Source organism: Mitsuokella sp. UBA4253 (assembly GCF_002395285.1).
In the GTDB taxonomy this organism is placed as follows: Bacteria; Bacillota; Negativicutes; order Selenomonadales; family Selenomonadaceae; genus Mitsuokella; species Mitsuokella jalaludinii.
This window is the reverse complement of sequence record NZ_DGWR01000002.1, coordinates 46,167-67,060: the sequence shown is the minus strand read 5'-3', so window position 1 is coordinate 67,060 and position 20,894 is coordinate 46,167. Positions and strand designations below refer to the sequence as shown.

The following is a 20,894-nucleotide window of genomic DNA, read 5'->3' as shown; positions in this document are numbered from 1 at the left end:
TGCGTATACCTGTGGCAGGGGAAACCGGGATATTTTGACACCTTGGGTCATTTCTGCTATATTGTCAATATAAATCCAAGGTATTTACTCGGAATTCCGTTTTATTCTAGATACGAGGTGCATCATGAAGATATCGACGAAAGGAAGATACAGCGTGACGGCGCTCTACGAGCTGGCGCTGCGCTACGGCGAGGGTGCTGTATCTCTGAAGAGCATCGCGACGAGCCAGGGACTCTCAGAGAACTATCTCGAACAGCTCATGGCGCCGCTGCGCAGGGCCGGCATTGTCAAGAGCGTGCGCGGGGCGCAGGGTGGCTACATGCTCGCGCGCGACCCGAAGGACATCACGATCGGCGAGATCATCACGACGGTAGAGGGGCCCATTGCGCTCGTCGACTGCCTGTTGACGAGCGCCGAGTCCTCTGAGCAGCCGTGTGACAGGGCCTGCGCCTGCGTGACGCGCGGCGTCTGGGAGAAGGTCTGTGACAGCATCAGCAATGTGCTCAACCACATCACGCTCTACGACCTCTGCGTGGATCAGCCGGACAATCCGAAGAAAGTAGGGTGCGCGCGATGAAGACTGTCTATCTGGACTACGCGGCGACGACGCCGGTCGACGCGCGCGTGCTCAAGGCGATGCTGCCGTATTTCTGTGAGCAGTACGGCAATCCCTCGAGCCTCTATTCCTTTGGACGCGAGGCGCGTCAGGCCGTGGGCCAGGCGCGCCGCCAGCTTGCCTCGCTCCTAGGTGCGGAGCCGGATGAGATTTTCTTCACGAGCGGCGGCAGTGAGAGCGACAACTGGGTCATCCGCTCCTTGTCGGAAGAGGCACTGCGCCATGGCGGCGGCCATATCATCACGACGAAGGTCGAGCATCATGCAGTGCTGCGCGCCTGTGAGGCGTTGCCCTCTGGCATCGAGGTGACGTACCTCGATGTCGACAGCGAAGGGCGTGTACAGCCCGAAGCCGTCGAATCATCGCTGCGCCCCGATACCTTTCTCGTCTCGGTGATGGCGGCCAACAACGAGGTCGGCACTATCGAGCCCATCGCTGAGATCGGCGCCATCTGCCGGGCGCACGGTGTCTTCTTCCACACGGATGCCGTGCAGGCTGTCGGCCACATTCCCGTCTCGGTCAAGGAGTGGCAGGTCGATGCGCTCTCGCTCTCTGGGCACAAGCTCTATGGGCCCAAGGGCATCGGTGCGCTCTACCTGCGCCGCGGCCACAAGCTCGCACCGTTCATCCATGGCGGCGAGCAGGAGCGCGGCCTGCGGGCAGGCACGGAGAATACGGCGGGCATCGTCGGCCTTGGCGAGGCTGCTGCCATTGCAGCGGCGGAGCTTGCGGAGGAGAGCGCGCGCCTGCAGGGACTGCGCGACCATCTCTTCGAGAAACTGCTGGAAATCCCCGGCGTGCAAGGCAACGGCCCGCGCGAAGGCCGCCTGCCGGGCAACCTGAACCTCGCCATCGATGGCGTCGACCATGAGACACTACTCATACGCCTCGATCTCATGGGCTTTGCTGTCTCGGCGGGCAGCGCCTGCAGCGCAGGCTCCCTCGAGCCGTCGCACGTCCTGACGGCGATGGGGCAGGCACCGGCGCGGGCAGCGACAGCCATCCGCGTGACGCTCGGTCGCTTCACGACGGAAGAGGAGATCGAAGCCTTCAGCCAGGCGCTCTACCAGGCTGTCCATGATATCCGCAGGCAGGCAGTCTGATGCTTGCCTGTATTTTTGTCAACATAAATTTGTTTTCAGAAAAACAATCATGTATAATGAAATGAGGTGCGATGCGCACATTATTTCAAGGAGGAATATCACGATGTTAGGAGATACACTGCGCGAGGCGCGGGAAAAACAAGGTCTTACCTATAAGGATATTGAGAAGGGCACGAGCATCCGTGCGCTATACATTGAATACATCGAGAAGGGCGAGTACGATGAACTGCCGGGCGATGTCTACACGAAGGGCTTCATCCGCAGCTATGCGAATTTCCTGAAGCTCGACGCGAATGCGCTCGTGCAGGCGTTCACGGCAGAGCGCCACGAGGGCACGGCAACAGCAGATCCGGCAGCTCCGGCAGCGCCTGCAGTCCCCAAGAAGGCACCTGCCAAGCCTGTTCAGAGAGCGGCTGCTTCCGAGAAGGAAGCGCCGAAAGCCGAGAAACCCGAAGAAAAAGCCGAAACACCGGTGAAGGCAGAAGCGCCGAAGCGCGAGAGAAAGGCACAGACTCCTGAAGAGAAGGCGGCTCCCGCCCAGCCGAAGCATGTGAAGCCAAGGGTTACTGTCAAGCCACAGCAGACGAAGAAGGCGGCTCCGCGTCTCAAGGCGCAGGACTTCAACGAGCCGAAGCGCTCGAACGGCAAGCTCATCGCCATCGTGGCCGCTGTGCTCGTCGTGCTCGCTGGTGCGGTCTATGCACTGTCGGGCAGCGATGACAGCGCAAAGCCTGCTCCAGCCGCACAGCAGCAGGCGGAGACGCCGGCTCCGAAGACGTACGACGGCGTTGAAGTCACGGCTAACTTTACGGCTGACTGCTGGCTCGAGGTCAAGGCTGATGGCAAAGTCGTCTACGAGGGCACCCTGAAGAAGGGCGACAGCCAGACCTGGAAGGGCACGGACAAGGTCACGGTGCGCGTCGGCGATGCCGGTGCCGTTTCGTTCTCGGTCAACGGCAAGGACCTTGGCACGGCCGGCAAGACGGGCCAGGTTGCCAATAAGACGTTCACGAAGGATGGCAACTGATGCAGGGATTCTTACCGATCTGCCGGCGCGACATGGAAGAGCGCGGCTGGCACGAGCTCGATTTCGTCTTCATCTCGGGTGATGCCTATGTCGACCACCCGAGTTTCGGCCCGGCCATCATCTGCCGGCTGCTCGAGAAGCACGGCTACAAGGTCGGCATTATCCCGCAGCCGGACTGGCATACGACGAAGGACTTTGACCGCCTCGGGAAGCCGCGCCTCGGCTTCCTCGTCTCGGCTGGCAACATGGATTCCCTGCTCAACAAGTTCACGGCGGCCAAGAAAGTCCGCCATGAAGATGCTTACTCGCCGGGCGGCCAGGCCGGCCATCGGCCAGAGCGCGCGACGATCGTCTACTGCAACCGCCTGCGTGAGCTCTACCCAGATGTGCCCATCATCATCGGCGGCATCGAGGCGAGCCTGCGGCGCATGGCGCATTACGACTACTGGTCGAATGCGATACGCCGCTCCATCCTCGTTGACAGCCAGGCCGACCTCCTGATCTACGGCATGGGGGAACGCGCCATCATCGAGATTGCTGCTGACCTCCAGCAGGGCATCGAGGTGGGCAATATCCAGGACGTCCAGGGCACGTGCTACCGTGTGCCCAATAAGGATTATGCCTGGGACTATCTCGAACTGCCGTCCTTTGCGGAGGTGCGCGCGGACAAGAAGCGCTTTGCTGAGGCATTCAAGCTCGAGTACCTCGAGCAGGATCCGATACGCGGCAGGCGCCTCGTGCAGCAGAATGATGAGTGGTGCGTCGTGCAGAATCCGCCGGCTCTGCCGCTCACGGAGGAGCAGATGGATGAGGTCTACGACCTGCCCTACATGCGCACCTATCATCCCATCTACGAGAAGGCCGGCGGCGTGCCGGCCATCAAGGAAGTCCAGTTCAGCCTTGTCTCGCAGCGCGGTTGCTTCGGCGGCTGCAACTTCTGTGCAATCATCTCGCACGAGGGGCGCATCATCCAGCGCCGCAGCCATGCGTCGCTCCTGCGCGAGGCGAAAATCCTGACGAAGCTCAAGGGCTTCAAGGGCTACATCCACGATGTCGGCGGCCCGACGGCAAACTTCCGCCGCACCTCATGCGACGGCCAGCTCAAGCGCGGCACCTGCCGCGGCAAGCCGTGCCTCTCGCCGGAGCCGTGCAAGATGCTCGTGGCCGACCACAGCGACTACATCAAGCTGCTGCGCGAACTGCGCAGCCTGCCGGGCGTCAAGAAGGTATTCGTGCGCTCCGGCATCCGTTTCGACTACCTGCTGCTCGCCAAGGACGATTTTCTCTACGAGCTCTGCAAGTACCATGTCAGCGGCCAGCTCAAGATTGCGCCGGAGCACATCTCCGACCGCGTGACACGACTCATGGGCAAGTCGAACCGCGCCGTCTACCTGCGCTTCGTCGAGAAGTTCCGCCGCATGAACGAGCGGCTCGGCAAGAAGCAGTACCTCGTGCCGTACTTCATGTCGAGCCATCCGGGCTCGGAGCTCAGCGATGCCATCGAGCTCGCCGAGTTCATCCGCGACATGGGCTACCATCCGCAGCAGGTGCAGGACTTCATCCCGACGCCGGGCACGCTATCGACCTGCATGTGGTATACAGGGATAGACCCGATGACGGGCGAGAAGGTCTACTCGGCTAAGAGCTACGAAGAGAAGAGGATGCAGCGGGCCCTCATGCAGTACTGGCTGCCGAAGAATCACGAGATCGTCCGCAAGGCCCTGCATCTCGGCCATCGCGAAGATCTCATCGGCTACGGGCCGAAGTGTCTCGTGCGCCCGCGCAGACAGCCAAAGCAGGTAAAGAAGGTGTAAGTATGAGATGTCCCTATTGTAAACACGAAGACAGCCGCGTCATCGACTCGCGCGCGACGGATGACGGCATGACGATACGCCGCCGCCGCGAGTGCAGTGCCTGCGGCAAGCGCTTCACGACGTACGAAGTCGTCGAGAAGCTCCCGCTCATGGTCATCAAGCACGATGGCCGCCGCGAGGTATTCAAGCGCGACAAGATCCTCAACGGCATCATACGGTCGTGTGACAAGCGCGATATCTCGATGGAGCGCATCCTGAACCTCGTCAATGAGATCGAGCGCGATATCCGCAACACGATGGACCGCGAAATCTCCTCGCAGGACATCGGCCGCCTCGTCATGGAGCATCTCAAGGACTTCGATGACGTCGCTTACATCCGCTTTGCCTCTGTCTACCGCAAGTTTGCCGACATCTCGAGCTTCCTCGAAGAGCTGCAGAACATGCAACAGCGCAAGCAGCGCGAGCACGGCAAGGGTGCCGAGGTGCATGAAACGCATGAACCGCATGAAAAGAAATGAGAAATGATTGGCCGGGGTACGGGTCAACACGGAGGATGATCACTTGGATTGGGAATTGAAACGAGAGCTGAAGGAACAGCTGCAGGAGGAGCAGGGATACTATGTCTATCCCGTGGGCACGAGGACGCGCTTTGCCCTCGTCTATCCCAATTCCTACTTCGTCGGCATGTCGAATCTCGGCTTCCACATCATCTATGACCTCTTGAACAAGCGCGGCGATACGGCCTGTGAGCGCGTCTTCCTGCCGGAGCGCACGAAGATCGCGCGCTATGAGAATACGCGCACGCCAATCATGAGCATGGAGACACAGTCTCCGCTCTATGACTTTGAGGTGCTGGGCTTTGCCGTCTCGTTCGAGATGGATTACTTCAACATCCTGCAGCTGCTCGCTTTGGGCAAGGTCAAGGCGAAGGCCGCGGAGCGCGGCGAACGCGATCCCATCCTCATCGCGGGCGGTCCGTGCCCGACGTTCAACCCCGAGCCGCTCGCGGCGATCTTTGATGCCTTTATCATCGGCGAAGGCGAGGTTGTCGTGCCGGCCTTCATGGATGTCTACCACGAGGCAAAGCGAGAGGGGCTCTCGCGCCGGGAGACTTTGCAGAAGCTCGCCGCCGTGCCGGGCGTCTACGTGCCCTCGCTCTACGCGCATCATTACGATGGCGAAGGGCATCTGACGGCCATCGAGCCGCTCCCCGGGGCGCCGAAGACTGTCGCGCGCCAGTGGGTGCACGACCTCGACGCGTATCCCGCGCACACCGTTGTCGTCACCGACAATACGGAGTTCAACTTCTATCTCATCGAGACGGCGCGCGGTTGCGGCCGCCACTGCCGCTTCTGCATGGCGGGCTACTGTTTCCGCAAGCCGCGCAACCGCTCGCTTTCGGTCATCAACGAAGAAGTGCAGGAAGCGCTCAAGTATCGCAAGCGCATCGGCCTCATGGGCGCGGCCATTTCCGATTATCCCGAGATTGATGCGCTCTGCAAGGATATCTTAGGGGAAGGCCTCTCGATGTCCGTCGCCTCGTTCCGCGCTGACTCAGTGACGAAGGAGCTCGTCGACTCGTTGGCCGAGTCCGGCCTCAAGACGCTGACGATGGCGCCAGAGGCCGGCAGTGACCGCATGCGCGCCGTCATCAACAAGGGCATCGAGGAGCACCATCTGTTCCACTCGATGGATCTCGGCCTCTCGGCCGGCATCCGCAATTTCCGCCTCTACATCATGGTCGGACTGCCGTTCGAGCAGGAGGAGGATATCGATGCCATCATCGACCTTGCTGAGCGCCTCAAGGACTACATGGAAGAGCGCGGCAGCAAGGGCACGCTGACGCTCTCCGTCAATCCCTTCATCCCGAAGCCGTTCACGCCGTTCCAGTGGGAACCGATGGCCGACCGCAAGGTCGTCGAGAAGCGGCTGAAGCGCCTAGAGAAGACGCTGCGCCGCCGCAAGCACGTCGTCGTCAATATCGAGTCGCCGAAGGAAGCCTATATCCAGGGCGTGCTCTCGCGCGGCGACCGCCGCGTCGGCGAGGCGCTTGTGCTCGCGCATGAGCTCGGTGGCAGCAAATCGTTCAAGCGCGCGATGAAGGAGATGCGCCTAGACCCGGCGTTCTATCTCTACCGCAAGCGGCCTGAGTCGGAGATTTTCCCGTGGGAGCGCCTTGGCATGGGCTTCAAGAAGTCGTACCTTTATGAAGAACTGAAGCGGGCGGCAGAGCTGAAACCGACCATCCCGTGTTTTGAGGGATGCCACCGCTGCGGCGTCTGCTGATCGGTGAGACCATCCTGCCATCCTGTCATTCTGTCATCTTGTCGTTCTGGAGGTGTTTCGATGAGCTTTTCTCTGATTGAGATAGACCCTGTCCATCGCATATACAGTGGTCATTTCTCCTCGTTTCCCGAGGATATTGCCGTCCATGGCGTTTCCTGCCGCAGGGGCGGCGTCAGCAAATCCCCGTGGGATTCACTGGACCTCGGCCTCCATGTCGGGGATGATCCCGCCGATGTCGCCGAAAACCGCCGCCGCTACCTCGCGGCACTCGGCCTCGACGCTTCGCAGCTCGTGACACCGGAGCAGGTGCACGGCGAGGCGATACAGCGCGTCGGCCGCAGCGATGCCGGCCGCGGCGCTCTTTCTTATGCGGACTCCATCGCCAAGACGGATGCGCTGATTACGGACGAGCCGGGACTGCCGCTCCTGCTCTGCTTTGCTGACTGCACGCCCATCCTGCTGCTCGACCCCGCTCATCGGGCTGTCGGCATCGCGCACGGCGGTTGGAAGGGCACAGTGCGCCGCATCGCGGCGAAGACCGTCCTGCGCATGCAGCAGGAGTTTGGCACGTGGCCAGAGGATGTCCTCGCGACCATCGGCCCATCGATCGGCCCGTGCTGCTACGAGGTCGGTCCTGAGGTCGAGCGCCAGTTCCAAGAGGTCTTCTCAGGCCATGAGGCGGCGCTCTTCTCGCATCCAGATGCGGTGGGCGGCACGCACCTGAGCCTCTGGGCGGCCAACCGCCTGCAGCTCGAGGAGATTGGCGTCCTGCGGGAGCATATCGACGAGGCGCGCACCTGCACGGCCTGCCACCACGAGGATTTCTTCTCCTATCGCGCAGATGGCGGCCAGACGGGGCGTCTCGGCGCCGTCATCGCTCTGCGCAGCTGAGCGGCGCTCCTGCCAATGGAATCATTTTATTTTTCTTTTATACCAGTTACCAATACAAACGGGGGAAGTCTCATGATTGCAGAAAATCTCCATCAAGTTGAACAGAATATCCAGGATGCCATGGCGCGCCGCACGCGCGTGCCGAAGGACACGCCTGTGAAGCTCGTCGCTGTCACGAAGAACCACGATGTCGAAGCGATGCGCGCGGCCATTGACGCCGGTGCCACCGATATCGGTGAGAATCGCATCCAGGAGGCTAAGAGCAAATTCGATGTCCTCGACCGTGATGTCACCTGGCACCTCATCGGCCACCTGCAGACCAACAAGGCCAAGCAGGCTGTCAAGTACTTCAGTCTGATCCACTCGGTCGACACAGAGCACCTCGCGCGCGCCCTCGACAAGGAAGCCCGCAAGATCGGCAAGTGCCAGGATATCCTCGTGCAGGTCAATCTCGCGAAGGAGGACAGCAAGTCGGGCATCTACAAGGAGGATTTGCGCCCGCTCTTAGACCTCGTCGATGAATTGCCGAACCTGCGCCTGCGCGGCCTCATGTGCATCGCGCCGAATTACGATGATGTCGAGAAATGCCGCCCGCTGTTCCATGAGATGTATGAAATTTTCCAGCAGGTAAAGGAGATTCCCTTCAAGACAGCGAATATATCCTATTTATCGATGGGTATGACGCATGATTACCAGATTGCCGTAGAAGAAGGGGCCAACATCGTCCGCGTGGGAACCGCAATCTTCGGCCCGCGTCAGTACTAGACCATACAAAGAGAAATCGAGGAGTGTTTCAGATGAATGTGATCGATAAGATTTGTGGCAAGTTTGGCCTCTCGGATCCAGATGAGGACGAAAAGCTGGCCTTGGCCGAAGAAGAAGAGAGAGAGAGGGAGCGCAGCCAGAAGCGCGCTGTAGAGCAGAAGGAGGAAGAAACGTTGGGGAGCAATCGAGATCATCAGGAGAAAGAGACAAGCAATGTAGTCAATCTTCATTCTGGTGCTTCGGTCCGGGAGAATGTCGTGGCGGCGCAGATGAAGGTCATCATCATCGAGCCGAAGACGTTTGACGATGCACAGCAGGTCGCGAACAATCTGCGCGAGCGCAAGCCAGTCGTCATCAACTTCGAGCACACGGATGCTGAGGCAGCTAAGCGCATCATCGACTTCATCAGCGGCACGACGTATGCCCTGAACGGCGAGATCAAGAAAGTCGGTCACAATGTCTTCCTCTGCGCGCCGAGCAATGTCAATGTGACGTATACGGAAGAGGAGCGCAAGGTGTCGGCAGAGATGCCCTGGCTCAAGAAGTGAGTGCATCGCATCCGCAAGAATACTAGGGATACTGTAAAGTCTGAGGGGGCTTTTCTATGAGCATGGATTTGCGCGTCGGTTTCATCGGCGGCGGCGCGATGGCAGAGGCCATCGTCGCCGGCATCACGCAGGGGACAGTCAGCCGCGAGAACATCTACGTATCGGACCACAAGGCAGCGCGCTGCCAGCAACTCGCTGAGCAGTACGGCATCCACGCGAGCGTGGGAGCGGACTCGTTCCTCGGCCATGTCGATGTCCTCTTCCTCGCCGTCAAGCCACAGGCCGCGGCCAAGGCTATCGCAGAGGTCAAGGACAAGGTGAAGGGCACGACGCTGATCCTCTCAATCGTCGCAGGACTGACGCTCGATGTGTTGGAAGCGTCGTTTGCGGAGCAGCCTGTCGTGCGCATCATGCCGAACACGCCGCTCTCTGTCGGCGTCGGCATGTCGGCCTTTGCCTGCGGCACGCGCGCGGGAGAGGCGGAGTCCGCCATCGTCGCGGAGCTCTTGTCTTCGGTCGGCCGCGCCATCGAAGTCACGGAGACCGCGATGGACGCCGTGACGGGGCTCTCAGGCAGCGGTCCGGCCTACGTATTCCTGCTCATCGACGCACTGTCGGACGGCGGCGTGGCCGCGGGCCTCAAGCGCGACGATGCGACGCTCTTGGCGGCGCAGACCGTCTACGGAGCGGCAAAGATGGTCCTCGAGACGGGGAAGCATCCGGACGCCCTGCGCGACCAGGTCACGAGTCCGGCCGGCACGACGATTGCCGGTGTGCGCGTGCTCGAGAATCGCGGTCTGCGCGGCGCGCTGATTGACGCCGTGATTGCTGCGACGGAGAAGTCGAAGGACTTAGGGAAAAGTAAGAAGTAAGAAAAGAAGTAAGAGAAGCATATATGGCAAGTGAACAGAAAGAAAAACTCATACGGTTTTACAAGGGCACGGAAGGCGAGGAGACGGTCGTCAAGCTCGTCGACCTCGCAGAGGCCATGCAGCGCAGCCAGAAATTCCGCCTGAGCGGCTTCCTAGACCCGTACGGCCAGGAAATCGCAGAGACGGTGGCAGCTAACTATCCGGGGCTGCGCGTCGATTTCGGCGGCGGCTATCAGGGTGCGGAACGCGCGCGTGCGATGTACATCCACGAGGACTTCGCCGGCACGCCCGCTGGCTTTGACATCGCCTGCCTCAAGGCATCGTGGAACGGTCAGTTTGCACGCCTGAGCCACCGCGATGTGCTCGGCGCCCTGATGGGGCTTGGCATTGAACGGGACCGCCTCGGTGACCTCTTGGTGACAGCGGATTCTGTGCGCATACTCTGCGACAGCAAGATGGCAGAGTACTTGCTCCAGAACCTCACGAAGATCGGCGCCGTTGGCGTCAGCTGCGAGATGGCCGACCTTGCGGACATTGCGCCGCGCGAGGAGCGCTGCAAGGAGATCCGCGCGACGGTCGCCTCGCTGCGCATCGACTCGATCGCGGCCTCGGGCTTCGGTTCGTCGCGCAGTCGCGCGGCCGCTGACATCGCCGCTGACAAGATGAAGCTCAACTGGCAGCCGGTCAAGAGCGCGTCGCAGACGGTCAAAGAGGGCGACATCATCTCGATGCGCGGCCGCGGCCGCCTCGAGGTCGCGGAAGTCCGCGGCCAGACGAAGAAGGGCCGCACCGTTGTCGTGCTCAAGCGCTACATCTGACGAGTACAGACGGGCCACAGATGCATGGATTCACAGACTCATTCATATAGATGGGAGATCTTGATTTTGCTTACACCACTCGATATCCACAACAAAGAATTTAAGCGCAGCTTCCGCGGCTATAACGAAGATGAGATCGATGACTTCCTCGACCAGGTCGTCAACGACTACGAGAAACTCTTCCGCGAGAACGACAACCTCAAGGAAGAACTCGCCCGCATGAAGAAGGACAATGCGCAGTACCAGAAGCTCGAGAACAATCTCAAGGAGACGCTGCTGATTGCGCAGAAGACGGCCAATGAGGTCACGGACACGGCCAAGCAGCACGCAGAGAACCTGCGCGAGAGCACGGCGAAGGAGTGCCAGAACATGCGCCGCGACGCTGAGATCTCGGCGCGCCAGATGGTGGAGGCAGCTGACCACCAGGTCAAGTCCGCCACTGTCGAGTACTGCCGCCTCGTCGAGGCCAAGTCGCAGTTCCTCTATCAGATCAAGGCAGCGCTTGAGTCGGAGCTCGCTGTGCTCCATGATGCCATCGACCGTCTGCCGCGCCAGCAGACCACTGCGCCGCAGCAGGAAGAGAAGGCTGAGGCAAATCCAGCTGCGCCACAGGAGAATGCCCCTGCAGCTGATGCTGTACAGAAGGGCTGAGACAGCGCCATGGCGTTTGTATTATTTGCCCTGATCCTCGCCGCCGACCAGTTGACGAAGTACGCCATCAGCGCGAACTTCCTGCCCGGTGAGAGTCTGCCCGTCGTGCCACATATCTTCCACATCACCTACGTGCTGAATCCTGGTGCCGCCTTCGGCATGCTGCCGCAGGCGCGCTGGTTCTTCGTCCTCGCGGCGGTGGCGCTCTTTATCGCCTTCATGGCCTACCACAGGCAGCTCAAAAGGCAGCCCGTAGCGTTCTACTACGGCTGTGTTGCCATGCTTGCCGGGGCCGTCGGCAATCTCATCGACCGCATCCGCCAGGGCCTCGTCATCGATTTCTTCGATTTCCGCATCTGGCCCGTATTCAATGTGGCCGATGTTGCGATCGTGCTCGGTGTTGCAGGCATGGTCTTTGCCATACTGTTCCGCATGAAAGATGCGTGAGCGCACAGAGTGCGCGATGGATGGCAAGCATGAGATAGGAGCAGGCGTGGAGCTGGAGGAGAAGAAAGGGAATGGATGAGTGAATATGTCAGATTCTACGAAGGTGTTTACAGCAGACCAGGACGATGAGCGTCTCGACCGCTTCCTCACGCGCATGGAGCCCGCGCTCTCGCGCGCCCATGTCCAGAAGGTCATCGCAGAGGGGCAGGCACTCGTCGGCGGTCGTGTGCGCAAGTCCAACTACAAGCTGCAGGCAGGGGAGGAAGTCATCTTCCATCTGCCGGAGGCGAAGCCCGTCGAGATCCTGCCGGAGGATATCCCGCTCGCCATCCTCTACGAGGACAGCGACATCATCGTCGTCAACAAGGCGCGCGGCATGGTCGTGCATCCGGCAACGGGCATCTACACGGGGACGCTCGTCAATGCACTGCTCTATCACTGCAAGGATCTCTCCGGCATCAACGGCGAGATCCGTCCGGGCATCGTCCACCGCCTCGACAAGGACACGTCGGGCGTCATGGTCGCGGCCAAGAACGACGCGGCGCATCTCGACCTCGCGGAGCAGATCCGCACAAAGGCGGCGCACCGCATCTACTGGGCCATCGTCTGCGGCAACATCCGCGAGGAGGCAGGCGTCATCAAGGGCGACATCGGCCGTCATCCGACGGACCGCAAGAAGATGGCCATCGTGCATGAGCACGGCAAGCCGGCTGTCACGCACTTCCGCGTGCTCGAGCGCTTCGGCGACTACACGCTCGTCGAGTGCCGCTTGGAGACGGGCCGCACGCACCAGATCCGCGTGCACATGGCGAGCATCGGGCATCCCGTGCTCGGCGATCCCAAGTACGGGCCGCGCAAGGCCTGCCCGTTTGCCATCAAGGGGCAGGCGCTGCATTCCATGCAACTCACGCTGACCCATCCGCGCACGCGCGAGAGTATGACCTTCACGGCACCTCTGCCCGAGGACATGGAGAAGATCCTCAGGGCACTGCGTGCCAAGTTCCAGCGCTGATCGCACGTTTAGCACCTGCAAGAGTGTATCGTGCTTTGCAGTCGTAACGATCAACGGATTGTGTTTGGGAGGGATTTTTATGCCAGTATTGACCGACAAGACCGTCATCATGGATTCCGAGGGGATTCGCCGCGCCCTGACGCGCATCTCGCATGAGATCGTCGAGCGCAACAAGGGCGTCGACAACATCGTCATCGTGGGCATCCGCACGCGCGGCGTGCCGATTGCGGAGCGCATCGCTGCCAATATCGAGCATATCGAGGGCAAGAAGCCGCCAGTCGGTGTCCTCGACATCACGCTCTATCGCGATGACCTCTCGTCACTCTCGTATCAGCCGATTGTTCATCAGACGGAACTGCCTGTCGACATCACGGGCAAGACAATCGTGCTCGTCGACGACGTGCTCTACACGGGCCGCACGATCCGCGCAGCGCTCGATGCCATCATCGACATGGGCCGCCCGAAGGCCATCCAGCTCGCAGTCCTCGTCGACCGCGGCCACCGCGAACTGCCGATCCGTGCAGACTTCGTCGGTAAGAATGTGCCGACCTCCTCGCACGAGGTCGTCAGCGTCCAGCTCAGCACGATCGACCAGGCCGAGAAGGTCGTCATCTGCGAATTCCGCGACGAGAAATAAAAATGAACCCGCTTCATTTTTTGCTTGACAGCGGCCCTGCGGATGCGTTATGATGAATATAACAAGCAGAATAGTGAACTCACATCCAGAGCGGCGGAGGGACTGGCCCAATGAAACCGCGGCAACCATTGACGCTTTGTCAAAACGGTGCCAATTCCTTTAGGTTCAGCCTATAAGATGAGAGTGCGATAGAAAGCTCTCTTTTATAGAGAGCTTTTTCTGATGTACGGGAAGAGCGGTGAGCTTGCTGGTCCGTGCAGGCCGTTCTGGAGCTGAGTGGATTCGTCCGTATTTCAGTAGTATGGATTCAACAGAAGGAGGTTTCTCTCTTGAGCAAGAAACGCATGTTATTTACCTCGGAATCGGTCACGGAGGGTCATCCGGACAAGATGGCCGACCAGATCTCGGACAGCATCCTCGATGCTATCCTCGCCAAGGACCCGAATGGGCGCGTGGCCTGCGAGACGCTCGTGACGACGGGCCAGGTACACGTCGTCGGTGAGGTGTCGACGCACTGCTACGTCGACATCCCGAAGATCATCCGCGAGACGGTGCGCGAAATCGGCTACACGCGCGCCAAGTACGGCTTCGATGCCGATACCTGCGGCATTCTCGTCTCGCTTGACGAGCAGTCGCCGGATATCGCACAGGGCGTCGACAAGGCCCTTGAAGCGCGCGAAGGCGATATGGACATCGAAGATGCCATCGGCGCCGGCGATCAGGGCATGATGTTCGGCTATGCGACGAATGAGACGAAGGAGTACATGCCGCTGACCATCGCGCTGGCACACCGCCTCGCACGCCGCCTCGCCGAGGTCCGCAAGGACGGCACGCTCTCCTATCTTCGTCCGGACGGCAAGACGCAGGTCACGGTGCTCTATGAAGATGGCAAGCCGGTCGCCGTCGACACGATCGTCATCTCGACGCAGCACGACGAGAATATCGAGCTCAAACAGATCCGCAAGGACCTCATCGAGCATGTCATCAAGGCCATCGTGCCGGCAGAACTCCTGACGGACGCGACGAAGATCTTCATCAATCCGACGGGCAAGTTCGTCATCGGCGGACCGCAGGGCGACTCGGGCCTGACGGGCCGCAAGATCATCGTCGACACGTACGGCGGCTGGGCACGCCATGGCGGCGGTGCATTCTCGGGCAAGGATCCGACGAAGGTGGACCGCAGTGCAGCCTATGCAGCTCGCTACGTCGCCAAGAACATCGTCGCCGCCGGCCTTGCCGACCGCTGCGAGATCCAGCTGGCCTACGCCATCGGCGTCGCACATCCTGTTTCCATCATGGTCGATACCTTCGGCACCAACAAGGTCGATGAGGATACGATCGAGGCGCTTGTCAAGAAGCACTTCGACCTGCGCCCGGCCGGCATCATCAAGATGCTCGACCTCCGCCGCCCCATCTACAAGCAGACTGCCGCTTACGGCCACTTCGGCCGCACTGACGTCGACCTGCCGTGGGAGCACACCGACAAGGCTGCCATCCTGCGCGAGGAAGCCGGACTGTAATACCAGATACAAAGCCGTGGAACGGGAAGTTGCTTTTTAGGCGACTTCCTATTCTTTTTTATTTTTTGTATTGACATTGTGTAGTTCTTAGTAGTATACTACATACAGTGAAAGGAGAAAGACGCGTGATCAAGAAAGTCTCGTATAAAGATCAGGTGTATCAATATTTGAAACGCGCTATCATCAAGGGAGAGCTGCAGACGGGGGTAATCTACTCGGAACAACAATTCGCTGACAAACTCGAGGTATCGCGTACGCCAGTCCGTGAGGCTGTCATTCGCCTGACGAATGAGGGGATGTTGGAAGTATTCTCCAATCGCGGCTGGGGCGTCAAGCCTGTCCTGCCTGAAGATCTGCAGAAGATCCTGCAGGCGCGCATCGCGATAGAGGGCTACAGTCTCCGTTATCTCGTCCGTCATCGCGATGAAGCAGCGTTCCAGAAGGTCATTCGGGAAATGCAGGCCTGTCAGTCCGACAGCGAGAGCTTCGCACAGGATGAGTCACATCATTTCGAGTACATGAAGGCCGATACGGACTTCCACTGCCTGATGGTATCGTGTACGGACAATGCTTATCTGAAGCGCATCAACGATCAGATGCGCACAAAGATTGAGCAGGCCACATATAATTCTCTTCACATGAGCCGCCGCAATGCAAAAGCGTGCTTGGAACATCATCAGATCCTGCAGGAAATCCTGCATGGAGACGAAAATTCCGCGATGCGTGCTTTTATGCAGCATATGCAGGAAACCGCCATGGCTTTGGGGACGACATTGCTGGAGTAAGTATCCGTACATACAGAAACATACAAAAGAAAGATTCATGCTAGTCATGAATTTTCTTATAGATTTTAGTAGTATGCTACACACTACAAAGTAGTATACTACATGCAACATTCTATTTAGGAGGAGTACATCATGAAGAAGATTGGTTTTGTAGGACTGGGCATCATGGGCAAACCGATGGTTCGCAATCTCTTGAAAGCAGGCTTTGCTGTGACTGTCTACGATATCGTGGAGGATGCAGTCAAAGCACTGGTAGAAGAGGGGGCAAAGGGTGCTTCTTCAGCAAAGGAAGTTGCAGCGGATCAAGACGTCGTCATCACGATGGTACCGAGTGGTCCGATTGTCCGCTCGTTGCTCAAGGGCGATGACGGCATCCTGGCTGGTGTCAAGGAAGGCACGGTCATCGTGGATATGAGCTCCGTCACGCCGGTGGAATCGAAGGAATTTGCTGAACTGGCAGCAGAGAAGAGATGCGCGTTCCTCGATGCACCGGTCAGCGGCGGTGAGCCGGGCGCAGTTGCAGGTTCGCTGGCCATTATGGTCGGCGGTGAAGAAGCTGTCCTCAATCAGGTTCGCGATGTCTTTGAAGCGATGGGATCTTCCATCACACTGGTCGGACCGACGGGCAGCGGCTCGGTGACGAAACTGGCCAATCAGGTCATCGTCAACCTCAATATCGCAGCGGTAGCCGAAGCGCTCATCCTTTCGACCAAGGCCGGCGCGGATCCGAAGAAAGTCTACGAGGCAATCCGCGGCGGTCTGGCTGGCAGCACGGTGCTGGATGCTAAGGCACCGATGATGTTCCGCCGCAATTTCAAACCGGGCGGACCGATCAAGATTAACCTCAAGGACATCACGAATGTCATGGATACGGCCAAGAAACTCGACCTGCCACTCGTCATGACGGGGGTGCTGGAGCAGATCATGCACAGCTTGAAGGCGACGGGCCATCTGATGGATGATCACAGTGGCATTGTCCAGTTCTATGAGAATATTTCCGGTGTCGTAGTCAAGACGCATGAAGAGTGAGGATAAAGTCATGAAGGTACTCAAAGAAGAATTGTTCAAGGATATCCCCGCTGGCGACGAGGAACGAGTCGATACGATGCTGGCAAAAGAGCGCGAGGATTTCCACAAGAAGATCATCGTGCTGGACGATGATCCGACGGGGGTGCAGACAGTCAACGGCATCCATGTCTACACGGACTGGTCGGAAGAGAGTATTGCGGCCGGTTTTGCTGAGGAACAGGACATGTTCTTCATTCTGACGAATTCCCGTGCATTCTCTGCCCAGTATACGAAAGAAGTCCATCAGACGATTGCAGAACGCGTCATGGCAGAGTCCAAGAAGACCGGGCGGGAGTTCATGATCATCAGCCGCAGCGATTCGACGCTGCGCGGCCATTATCCGCTTGAGACAGAGACGCTCTGCAAGACGCTGGAGCAGGAATCGGGCAAGACGATTGATGGCGAAGTCCTGATGCCGTTCTTCAAGGAAGGCGGCCGCTTCACGATTGGCGATGTCCACTACGTGCAGGAGGGTGATTACCTTGTACCGGCTGGAGAGACGGAATTCGCGAAGGATAAGACGTTCAGCTACACGAAGTCGAATCTTGCGGAGTATGTAGAGGAAAAGACGAAGGGGGCTTTCAAGGCTGCTGCGGTCACGTGCATCTCGCTGGATGATCTCCGTGCTGTGGCTGTCGATAAGATTGTCGAGCAGCTCATGGCGGTCAAGGACTTCAATAAGGTGATTGTCAATGCTGTGGATTATGTCGATGTCAAAGTCTTTGCGATTGCCATGATCCGTGCGATGAAGGCAGGCAAGACGTTCATGTTCCGCACGGCGGCAGCTTGGACGAAGGTCATCGGCGGCGTGCCGGACAAGGCACTCCTGACGAAGGAAGAACTCGTCGTGCCGGGCAATACGAATGGCGGCCTCATCATCATCGGCTCGCACGTCAAGAAGACGACGGATCAGCTGGCCAAGCTCAAGGAGCTCAAGGATGTCAAGTTTATCGAGTTCAATCACATGCTCGTCTTAGAGCCGGAGAAGCTCGAAGCAGAACTGAGGCGAGTCGTAGGCGATGTGGAGCAGGCCATCGAGAACGGTCAGACCGTAGCGGTCTACACGGGACGCAAGCGCTTTGATGCTGGCTCGGAAGAAGAGTCGCTGCGTGTCTCTGTCAAGATATCGGAGGCCATCACGAGCATTGTCAGCCGTCTCTCCATCCAGCCTGCCTTCCTTATCGCGAAGGGTGGCATCACGTCGAGCGATGTCGGCACGAAAGGACTCTCGGTCAAGCGCGCTCTTGTCCTTGGTCAGGTTGCACCGGGCATCCCTGTCTGGAAGACTGGTGCTGAAAGCAAGTTCCCGGGCATGAGCTACATCATCTTCCCTGGCAATGTCGGCGCTGTCACTACCCTGCGCGACATTGTAGCGAAGCTCGAGGAGAAATGATATGCTGGTCAATCTTCAGGAAATCTTGCGCCTGGCGGAAGAACGCCATTGTGCTATTGGTTCATTCAATGTCTACAATGTCGAATCCGTCCAGGCTGTCCTGAAGGCTACGGATGGCAGTCACCCTGTCATCCTGGCCTTTGGGGAAAAATATGACAGGCACATGCCGCTCGAGGCAATGGCCGCTCTGGTGAAGTCGTATGTAGCGGCGACTCCGCAGCCAGTTGTGCTCCATCTTGACCACACGAAGCAGGAGCAGACCGTCCTGCGGGCGATACGCGCCGGTTTTACTTCCATCATGTTTGACGGCTCGTCGAAGCCGCTTGCGGAAAATATCTGCTCGACTGCAAGAATCGTGGACATAGCGCATCTCGTCTCGGTCAGTGTGGAAGGTGAGCTCGGCTACCTCAATGATGAAGACGGCTCTGGTGACCCGGGTGATCCGAGAAGCTATACGACTCCGCAGGAAGCACAGGCATTCTCAGAAGGGACGGGTGTCGATGCGCTGGCCATCTCGATTGGCAATGCACATGGCCTCTATAAGGGAACGCCGCATCTGGACCTTGCGCGCCTGTCTGCCATCGCGCAGTCTGTGGAGACGCCCCTCGTCCTGCACGGCAGTTCGGGTATCTCGCGCGACACTTTGCAGGAGGCCATCCGCCGCGGCATTCGGAAGATCAACATCAATACGGAGGTGTCGACAAGCGGTGTCCGCGCGGCTCGGGAGTATCTCACTGCACAGGATGACCCGAATCTCCGCTTTGAGCAGGTTGCCAAGCAGGCAGAGTCGGCGATGGAAAACGTCGTGCGGGAGTATCTCGACTGGTTTGACCTGAAGTGAGTGCCGCGTAGCCGGCCTTTATAGAGGGCGTACCAGATATTGCAGAAAGAAATGGGGGAACGATTTTGGAAACGGCTTTCTTAGTAGGCACATTGCTTTCAGCCATCATGCTCGTCGTATTCTTGATCATGCGGGCGCATATACAGGCATTTGTCAGCCTGGTCATCGTCTGTTTCTATGTGGGCTTCGTGACAGGGATGCCGCTCAATGGCATCTGCAAGTCCATTGAGGCTGGTATGGGAAGCACACTGGGCTTCTTGGCGACGGTACTCGGATTTGGCAGTATCCTCGGCAAGATGCTCGAGACTTCCGGCGGCGCTGAGCGCCTGGCACGTACTTTGATCGCTCGCTTTGGCCAGAAGCGCGCGAACTGGGCCATGATGGTCGTCGGCCTAATCACGGGCATCCCTGTGTTCTTCCAGGTTGGCTTTGTCCTCCTGATTCCACTTGTCATCAGCGTGGCGCGCGCTACGGGCCTTTCCATCGTGCGCATCGGCGTGCCGATTGGCATCTCGCTGCAGGTCGTCCACTGCATGCTGCCGCCACATCCGGCTGCCATGGCCATCACGGCGACACTCGGTGCCGATGTCGGTGAAGTCATCCTGCTCGGCCTCGTTGTCTGCACCATCTGTGCAGCTGTGGGCGGCCCAATCTGGACGCGCTTTGTTTCCAAGGGCATCCATTCGGACCTTGACACGCTGCGCGAGGGCGAGAAGCCAGTGCCGGATAGTGAGCTGCCGAATTTCGGCATCACGCTGTTCACGATTCTCTTGCCGATGCTCATCATGGTGTCAAAGACCATCTTCGCGCTGTCTCCCTGGAAGGATTCGCCAGTTGGCGTATGGGTCGACTTCATCGGCAACCCGATTACGGCTCTCCTGATCTCGGCATTCTTCGCTTATTGGTCGCTCGGCATCTGCCGTGGCAAGACGATGCAGGACCTATTGAAGTACACGGAACAGTGCTTTGGTCCGGTCGCAGGCATCCTGCTTGTCATCGGTGCAGGCGGTGCCTTCAACAAGGTGCTGCTGGACAGCGGCCTCGGTGTCAAGCTCGGTGAGATCCTGACTTCCCTTGACATGAATCCACTGCTGCTGGCGTGGTTCGTAGCAGCAATCATGCGCTTCTCTGTCGGCTCGGCGACAGTCTCGATGATGACCTCTGCTGGCATTGTCCTGCCGATGCTTCCGCAGTATCCGAATCTCGACCCGGCTATCGTCTGCCTGGCAGTCGGTTCCGGTGCCATCTGCTTCTCGCACGTCACGGATTCCGGCTTCTGGATTGTCAAGGAGTATTTCGGCCTGACGGTGCAGGGTGCCCTGAAGTCGTATACGGCAGCGACATGCGTGGCCTCGCTGACGGCAATTAGCCTGACCTTGCTGATTGCTCAGATCTTGTAATCCTTGGAGGTATAACCTATGAAATACGAAGCGACTGTAACGGCTATCGGAGATTCTGTACTGTCGTTCATGAAGATCCGCGACAGTCTGATCTTGTTCGATAAAGATGTTCCACCCGCCTATGAGAACATGGTCATCTCCCATACGAAGGGAAATCTGACGGAAGACATCGTGCCGGGTGACCGCTTGATCATTGCAGACCGGGAGTACACGGTCACGGATGTCGGCCAGATTGCGAACCAGACCTTGCGCGAGCACGGCCATGTCACCTTGATCTTCAATCAGGAAAAGACGGAGATGCCAGGCCAGATGGCGCTCAAGGGCGGGCACGCCCCGCGGCTCATGGTCGGCGATACAATCCTGTTCATCTGATTTCCATACATACATGAAAAGGCCTGCA

General features: G+C 58.9%; 22 protein-coding genes and 1 riboswitch. All 22 genes read left to right on the top strand.

Annotated elements, in window-relative coordinates; translation table 11 throughout:
• Window positions 1–124 precede the first annotated feature (124 nt).
• Window positions 125–577 carry an RrF2 family transcriptional regulator gene (locus tag B2X55_RS00620; protein WP_036377018.1) on the top strand — a complete coding sequence of 151 codons (453 nt, stop codon included), beginning with the start codon at window positions 125–127 and terminating at the stop codon, window positions 575–577.
• Window positions 574–1,719, top strand: a complete 1,146-nt coding sequence (locus B2X55_RS00615) for a cysteine desulfurase family protein (protein WP_286820470.1) — start codon at window positions 574–576, stop codon at window positions 1,717–1,719. Before B2X55_RS00620 ends, B2X55_RS00615 begins: the two co-directional genes overlap by 4 nt.
• A gap of 103 nt (window positions 1,720–1,822) precedes the next feature.
• The gene (locus tag B2X55_RS00610; RefSeq protein ID WP_286820468.1) at window positions 1,823–2,746 is read left to right on the top strand and encodes a helix-turn-helix domain-containing protein; all 924 of its coding nucleotides are present in this window, start codon (window positions 1,823–1,825) and stop codon (window positions 2,744–2,746) included.
• The gene (locus B2X55_RS00605) at window positions 2,746–4,560 is read left to right on the top strand and encodes a YgiQ family radical SAM protein (protein ID WP_055161977.1); all 1,815 of its coding nucleotides are present in this window, start codon (window positions 2,746–2,748) and stop codon (window positions 4,558–4,560) included. The genes B2X55_RS00610 and B2X55_RS00605 overlap by 1 nt, the downstream gene beginning before the upstream one ends.
• A gap of 2 nt (window positions 4,561–4,562) precedes the next feature.
• A complete protein-coding gene (gene nrdR / locus B2X55_RS00600; protein ID WP_278742208.1) occupies window positions 4,563–5,078 on the top strand; it encodes a transcriptional regulator NrdR in 516 nt (171 codons plus the stop codon).
• Between the two features lie 43 nt (window positions 5,079–5,121).
• The gene (locus tag B2X55_RS00595; RefSeq protein WP_286820467.1) at window positions 5,122–6,846 is read left to right on the top strand and encodes a TIGR03960 family B12-binding radical SAM protein; all 1,725 of its coding nucleotides are present in this window, start codon (window positions 5,122–5,124) and stop codon (window positions 6,844–6,846) included.
• Between the two features lie 60 nt (window positions 6,847–6,906).
• Window positions 6,907–7,737 (top strand): peptidoglycan editing factor PgeF, encoded by an 831-nt coding sequence (gene pgeF, locus B2X55_RS00590; RefSeq protein WP_286820466.1) that lies wholly within the window; start codon window positions 6,907–6,909, stop codon window positions 7,735–7,737.
• Window positions 7,738–7,809: 72 nt separating this feature from the next.
• Entirely contained in the window at window positions 7,810–8,502 is a 693-nt protein-coding gene (locus B2X55_RS00585) for a YggS family pyridoxal phosphate-dependent enzyme (RefSeq protein WP_036377000.1), read from the top strand.
• A 32-nt stretch (window positions 8,503–8,534) separates the two neighbouring features.
• Complete coding sequence (locus tag B2X55_RS00580; protein ID WP_286820464.1) at window positions 8,535–9,050, top strand: cell division protein SepF; 516 nt, start codon at window positions 8,535–8,537, stop codon at window positions 9,048–9,050.
• A gap of 56 nt (window positions 9,051–9,106) precedes the next feature.
• Window positions 9,107–9,922, top strand: a complete 816-nt coding sequence (gene proC, locus B2X55_RS00575) for a pyrroline-5-carboxylate reductase (protein WP_286820463.1) — start codon at window positions 9,107–9,109, stop codon at window positions 9,920–9,922.
• A gap of 23 nt (window positions 9,923–9,945) precedes the next feature.
• Window positions 9,946–10,740, top strand: coding sequence for an RNA-binding protein (locus tag B2X55_RS00570; RefSeq protein WP_286820461.1), 795 nt, complete (start codon window positions 9,946–9,948; stop codon window positions 10,738–10,740).
• Window positions 10,741–10,806: 66 nt separating this feature from the next.
• Window positions 10,807–11,391, top strand: a complete 585-nt coding sequence (locus tag B2X55_RS00565; protein ID WP_244881903.1) for a DivIVA domain-containing protein — start codon at window positions 10,807–10,809, stop codon at window positions 11,389–11,391.
• Between the two features lie 9 nt (window positions 11,392–11,400).
• A complete protein-coding gene (lspA, locus tag B2X55_RS00560; RefSeq protein WP_286820459.1) occupies window positions 11,401–11,838 on the top strand; it encodes a signal peptidase II in 438 nt (145 codons plus the stop codon).
• Between the two features lie 85 nt (window positions 11,839–11,923).
• Window positions 11,924–12,850, top strand: coding sequence for an RluA family pseudouridine synthase (locus B2X55_RS00555; protein ID WP_036376983.1), 927 nt, complete (start codon window positions 11,924–11,926; stop codon window positions 12,848–12,850).
• Between the two features lie 79 nt (window positions 12,851–12,929).
• On the top strand, window positions 12,930–13,487 hold the full coding sequence (gene pyrR / locus B2X55_RS00550; protein ID WP_286820458.1) for a bifunctional pyr operon transcriptional regulator/uracil phosphoribosyltransferase PyrR: 558 nt from the start codon (window positions 12,930–12,932) through the stop codon (window positions 13,485–13,487).
• A gap of 78 nt (window positions 13,488–13,565) precedes the next feature.
• Window positions 13,566–13,671: riboswitch (SAM riboswitch) on the top strand.
• Window positions 13,672–13,831: 160 nt separating this feature from the next.
• The gene (gene metK, locus B2X55_RS00545) at window positions 13,832–15,007 is read left to right on the top strand and encodes a methionine adenosyltransferase (protein WP_036377111.1); all 1,176 of its coding nucleotides are present in this window, start codon (window positions 13,832–13,834) and stop codon (window positions 15,005–15,007) included.
• A gap of 125 nt (window positions 15,008–15,132) precedes the next feature.
• Window positions 15,133–15,792 carry a GntR family transcriptional regulator gene (locus B2X55_RS00540; RefSeq protein ID WP_286820457.1) on the top strand — a complete coding sequence of 220 codons (660 nt, stop codon included), beginning with the start codon at window positions 15,133–15,135 and terminating at the stop codon, window positions 15,790–15,792.
• 132 nt (window positions 15,793–15,924) lie between these two features.
• Complete coding sequence (garR, locus tag B2X55_RS00535) at window positions 15,925–16,821, top strand: 2-hydroxy-3-oxopropionate reductase (protein ID WP_286820456.1); 897 nt, start codon at window positions 15,925–15,927, stop codon at window positions 16,819–16,821.
• 10 nt (window positions 16,822–16,831) lie between these two features.
• On the top strand, window positions 16,832–18,253 hold the full coding sequence (locus B2X55_RS00530) for a four-carbon acid sugar kinase family protein (RefSeq protein WP_036377104.1): 1,422 nt from the start codon (window positions 16,832–16,834) through the stop codon (window positions 18,251–18,253).
• Window position 18,254: 1 nt separating this feature from the next.
• A complete protein-coding gene (locus tag B2X55_RS00525; RefSeq protein ID WP_286820455.1) occupies window positions 18,255–19,094 on the top strand; it encodes a class II fructose-bisphosphate aldolase in 840 nt (279 codons plus the stop codon).
• A 65-nt stretch (window positions 19,095–19,159) separates the two neighbouring features.
• Complete coding sequence (locus tag B2X55_RS00520; protein ID WP_286820453.1) at window positions 19,160–20,494, top strand: gluconate:H+ symporter; 1,335 nt, start codon at window positions 19,160–19,162, stop codon at window positions 20,492–20,494.
• An 18-nt stretch (window positions 20,495–20,512) separates the two neighbouring features.
• Window positions 20,513–20,866: a PTS glucitol/sorbitol transporter subunit IIA gene (locus B2X55_RS00515; protein WP_036376972.1), complete on the top strand. Its 354-nt coding sequence runs from the start codon at window positions 20,513–20,515 to the stop codon at window positions 20,864–20,866.
• The last annotated feature ends 28 nt before the right edge of the window (window positions 20,867–20,894 follow it).

Bases quoted from the DNA above. Each gene is read 5' to 3' on its own strand.
- B2X55_RS00515 (WP_036376972.1), top strand. From the start codon at position 20,513: ATGAAATACGAAGCGACTGTAACGGCTATCGGAGATTCTGTACTGTCG.
- B2X55_RS00570 (WP_286820461.1), top strand. From the start codon at position 9,946: ATGGCAAGTGAACAGAAAGAAAAACTCATACGGTTTTACAAGGGCACG.
- proC (WP_286820463.1), top strand. From the start codon at position 9,107: ATGAGCATGGATTTGCGCGTCGGTTTCATCGGCGGCGGCGCGATGGCA.
- B2X55_RS00585 (WP_036377000.1), top strand. From the start codon at position 7,810: ATGATTGCAGAAAATCTCCATCAAGTTGAACAGAATATCCAGGATGCC.
- garR (WP_286820456.1), top strand. From the start codon at position 15,925: ATGAAGAAGATTGGTTTTGTAGGACTGGGCATCATGGGCAAACCGATG.
- B2X55_RS00530 (WP_036377104.1), top strand. From the start codon at position 16,832: ATGAAGGTACTCAAAGAAGAATTGTTCAAGGATATCCCCGCTGGCGAC.
- B2X55_RS00610 (WP_286820468.1), top strand. From the start codon at position 1,823: ATGTTAGGAGATACACTGCGCGAGGCGCGGGAAAAACAAGGTCTTACC.
- metK (WP_036377111.1), top strand. From the start codon at position 13,832: ATGTTATTTACCTCGGAATCGGTCACGGAGGGTCATCCGGACAAGATG.
- B2X55_RS00525 (WP_286820455.1), top strand. From the start codon at position 18,255: ATGCTGGTCAATCTTCAGGAAATCTTGCGCCTGGCGGAAGAACGCCAT.
- lspA (WP_286820459.1), top strand. From the start codon at position 11,401: ATGGCGTTTGTATTATTTGCCCTGATCCTCGCCGCCGACCAGTTGACG.
- B2X55_RS00620 (WP_036377018.1), top strand. From the start codon at position 125: ATGAAGATATCGACGAAAGGAAGATACAGCGTGACGGCGCTCTACGAG.
- B2X55_RS00580 (WP_286820464.1), top strand. From the start codon at position 8,535: ATGAATGTGATCGATAAGATTTGTGGCAAGTTTGGCCTCTCGGATCCA.
- pyrR (WP_286820458.1), top strand. From the start codon at position 12,930: ATGCCAGTATTGACCGACAAGACCGTCATCATGGATTCCGAGGGGATT.
- nrdR (WP_278742208.1), top strand. From the start codon at position 4,563: ATGAGATGTCCCTATTGTAAACACGAAGACAGCCGCGTCATCGACTCG.
- B2X55_RS00555 (WP_036376983.1), top strand. From the start codon at position 11,924: ATGTCAGATTCTACGAAGGTGTTTACAGCAGACCAGGACGATGAGCGT.
- B2X55_RS00605 (WP_055161977.1), top strand. From the start codon at position 2,746: ATGCAGGGATTCTTACCGATCTGCCGGCGCGACATGGAAGAGCGCGGC.
- pgeF (WP_286820466.1), top strand. From the start codon at position 6,907: ATGAGCTTTTCTCTGATTGAGATAGACCCTGTCCATCGCATATACAGT.
- B2X55_RS00615 (WP_286820470.1), top strand. From the start codon at position 574: ATGAAGACTGTCTATCTGGACTACGCGGCGACGACGCCGGTCGACGCG.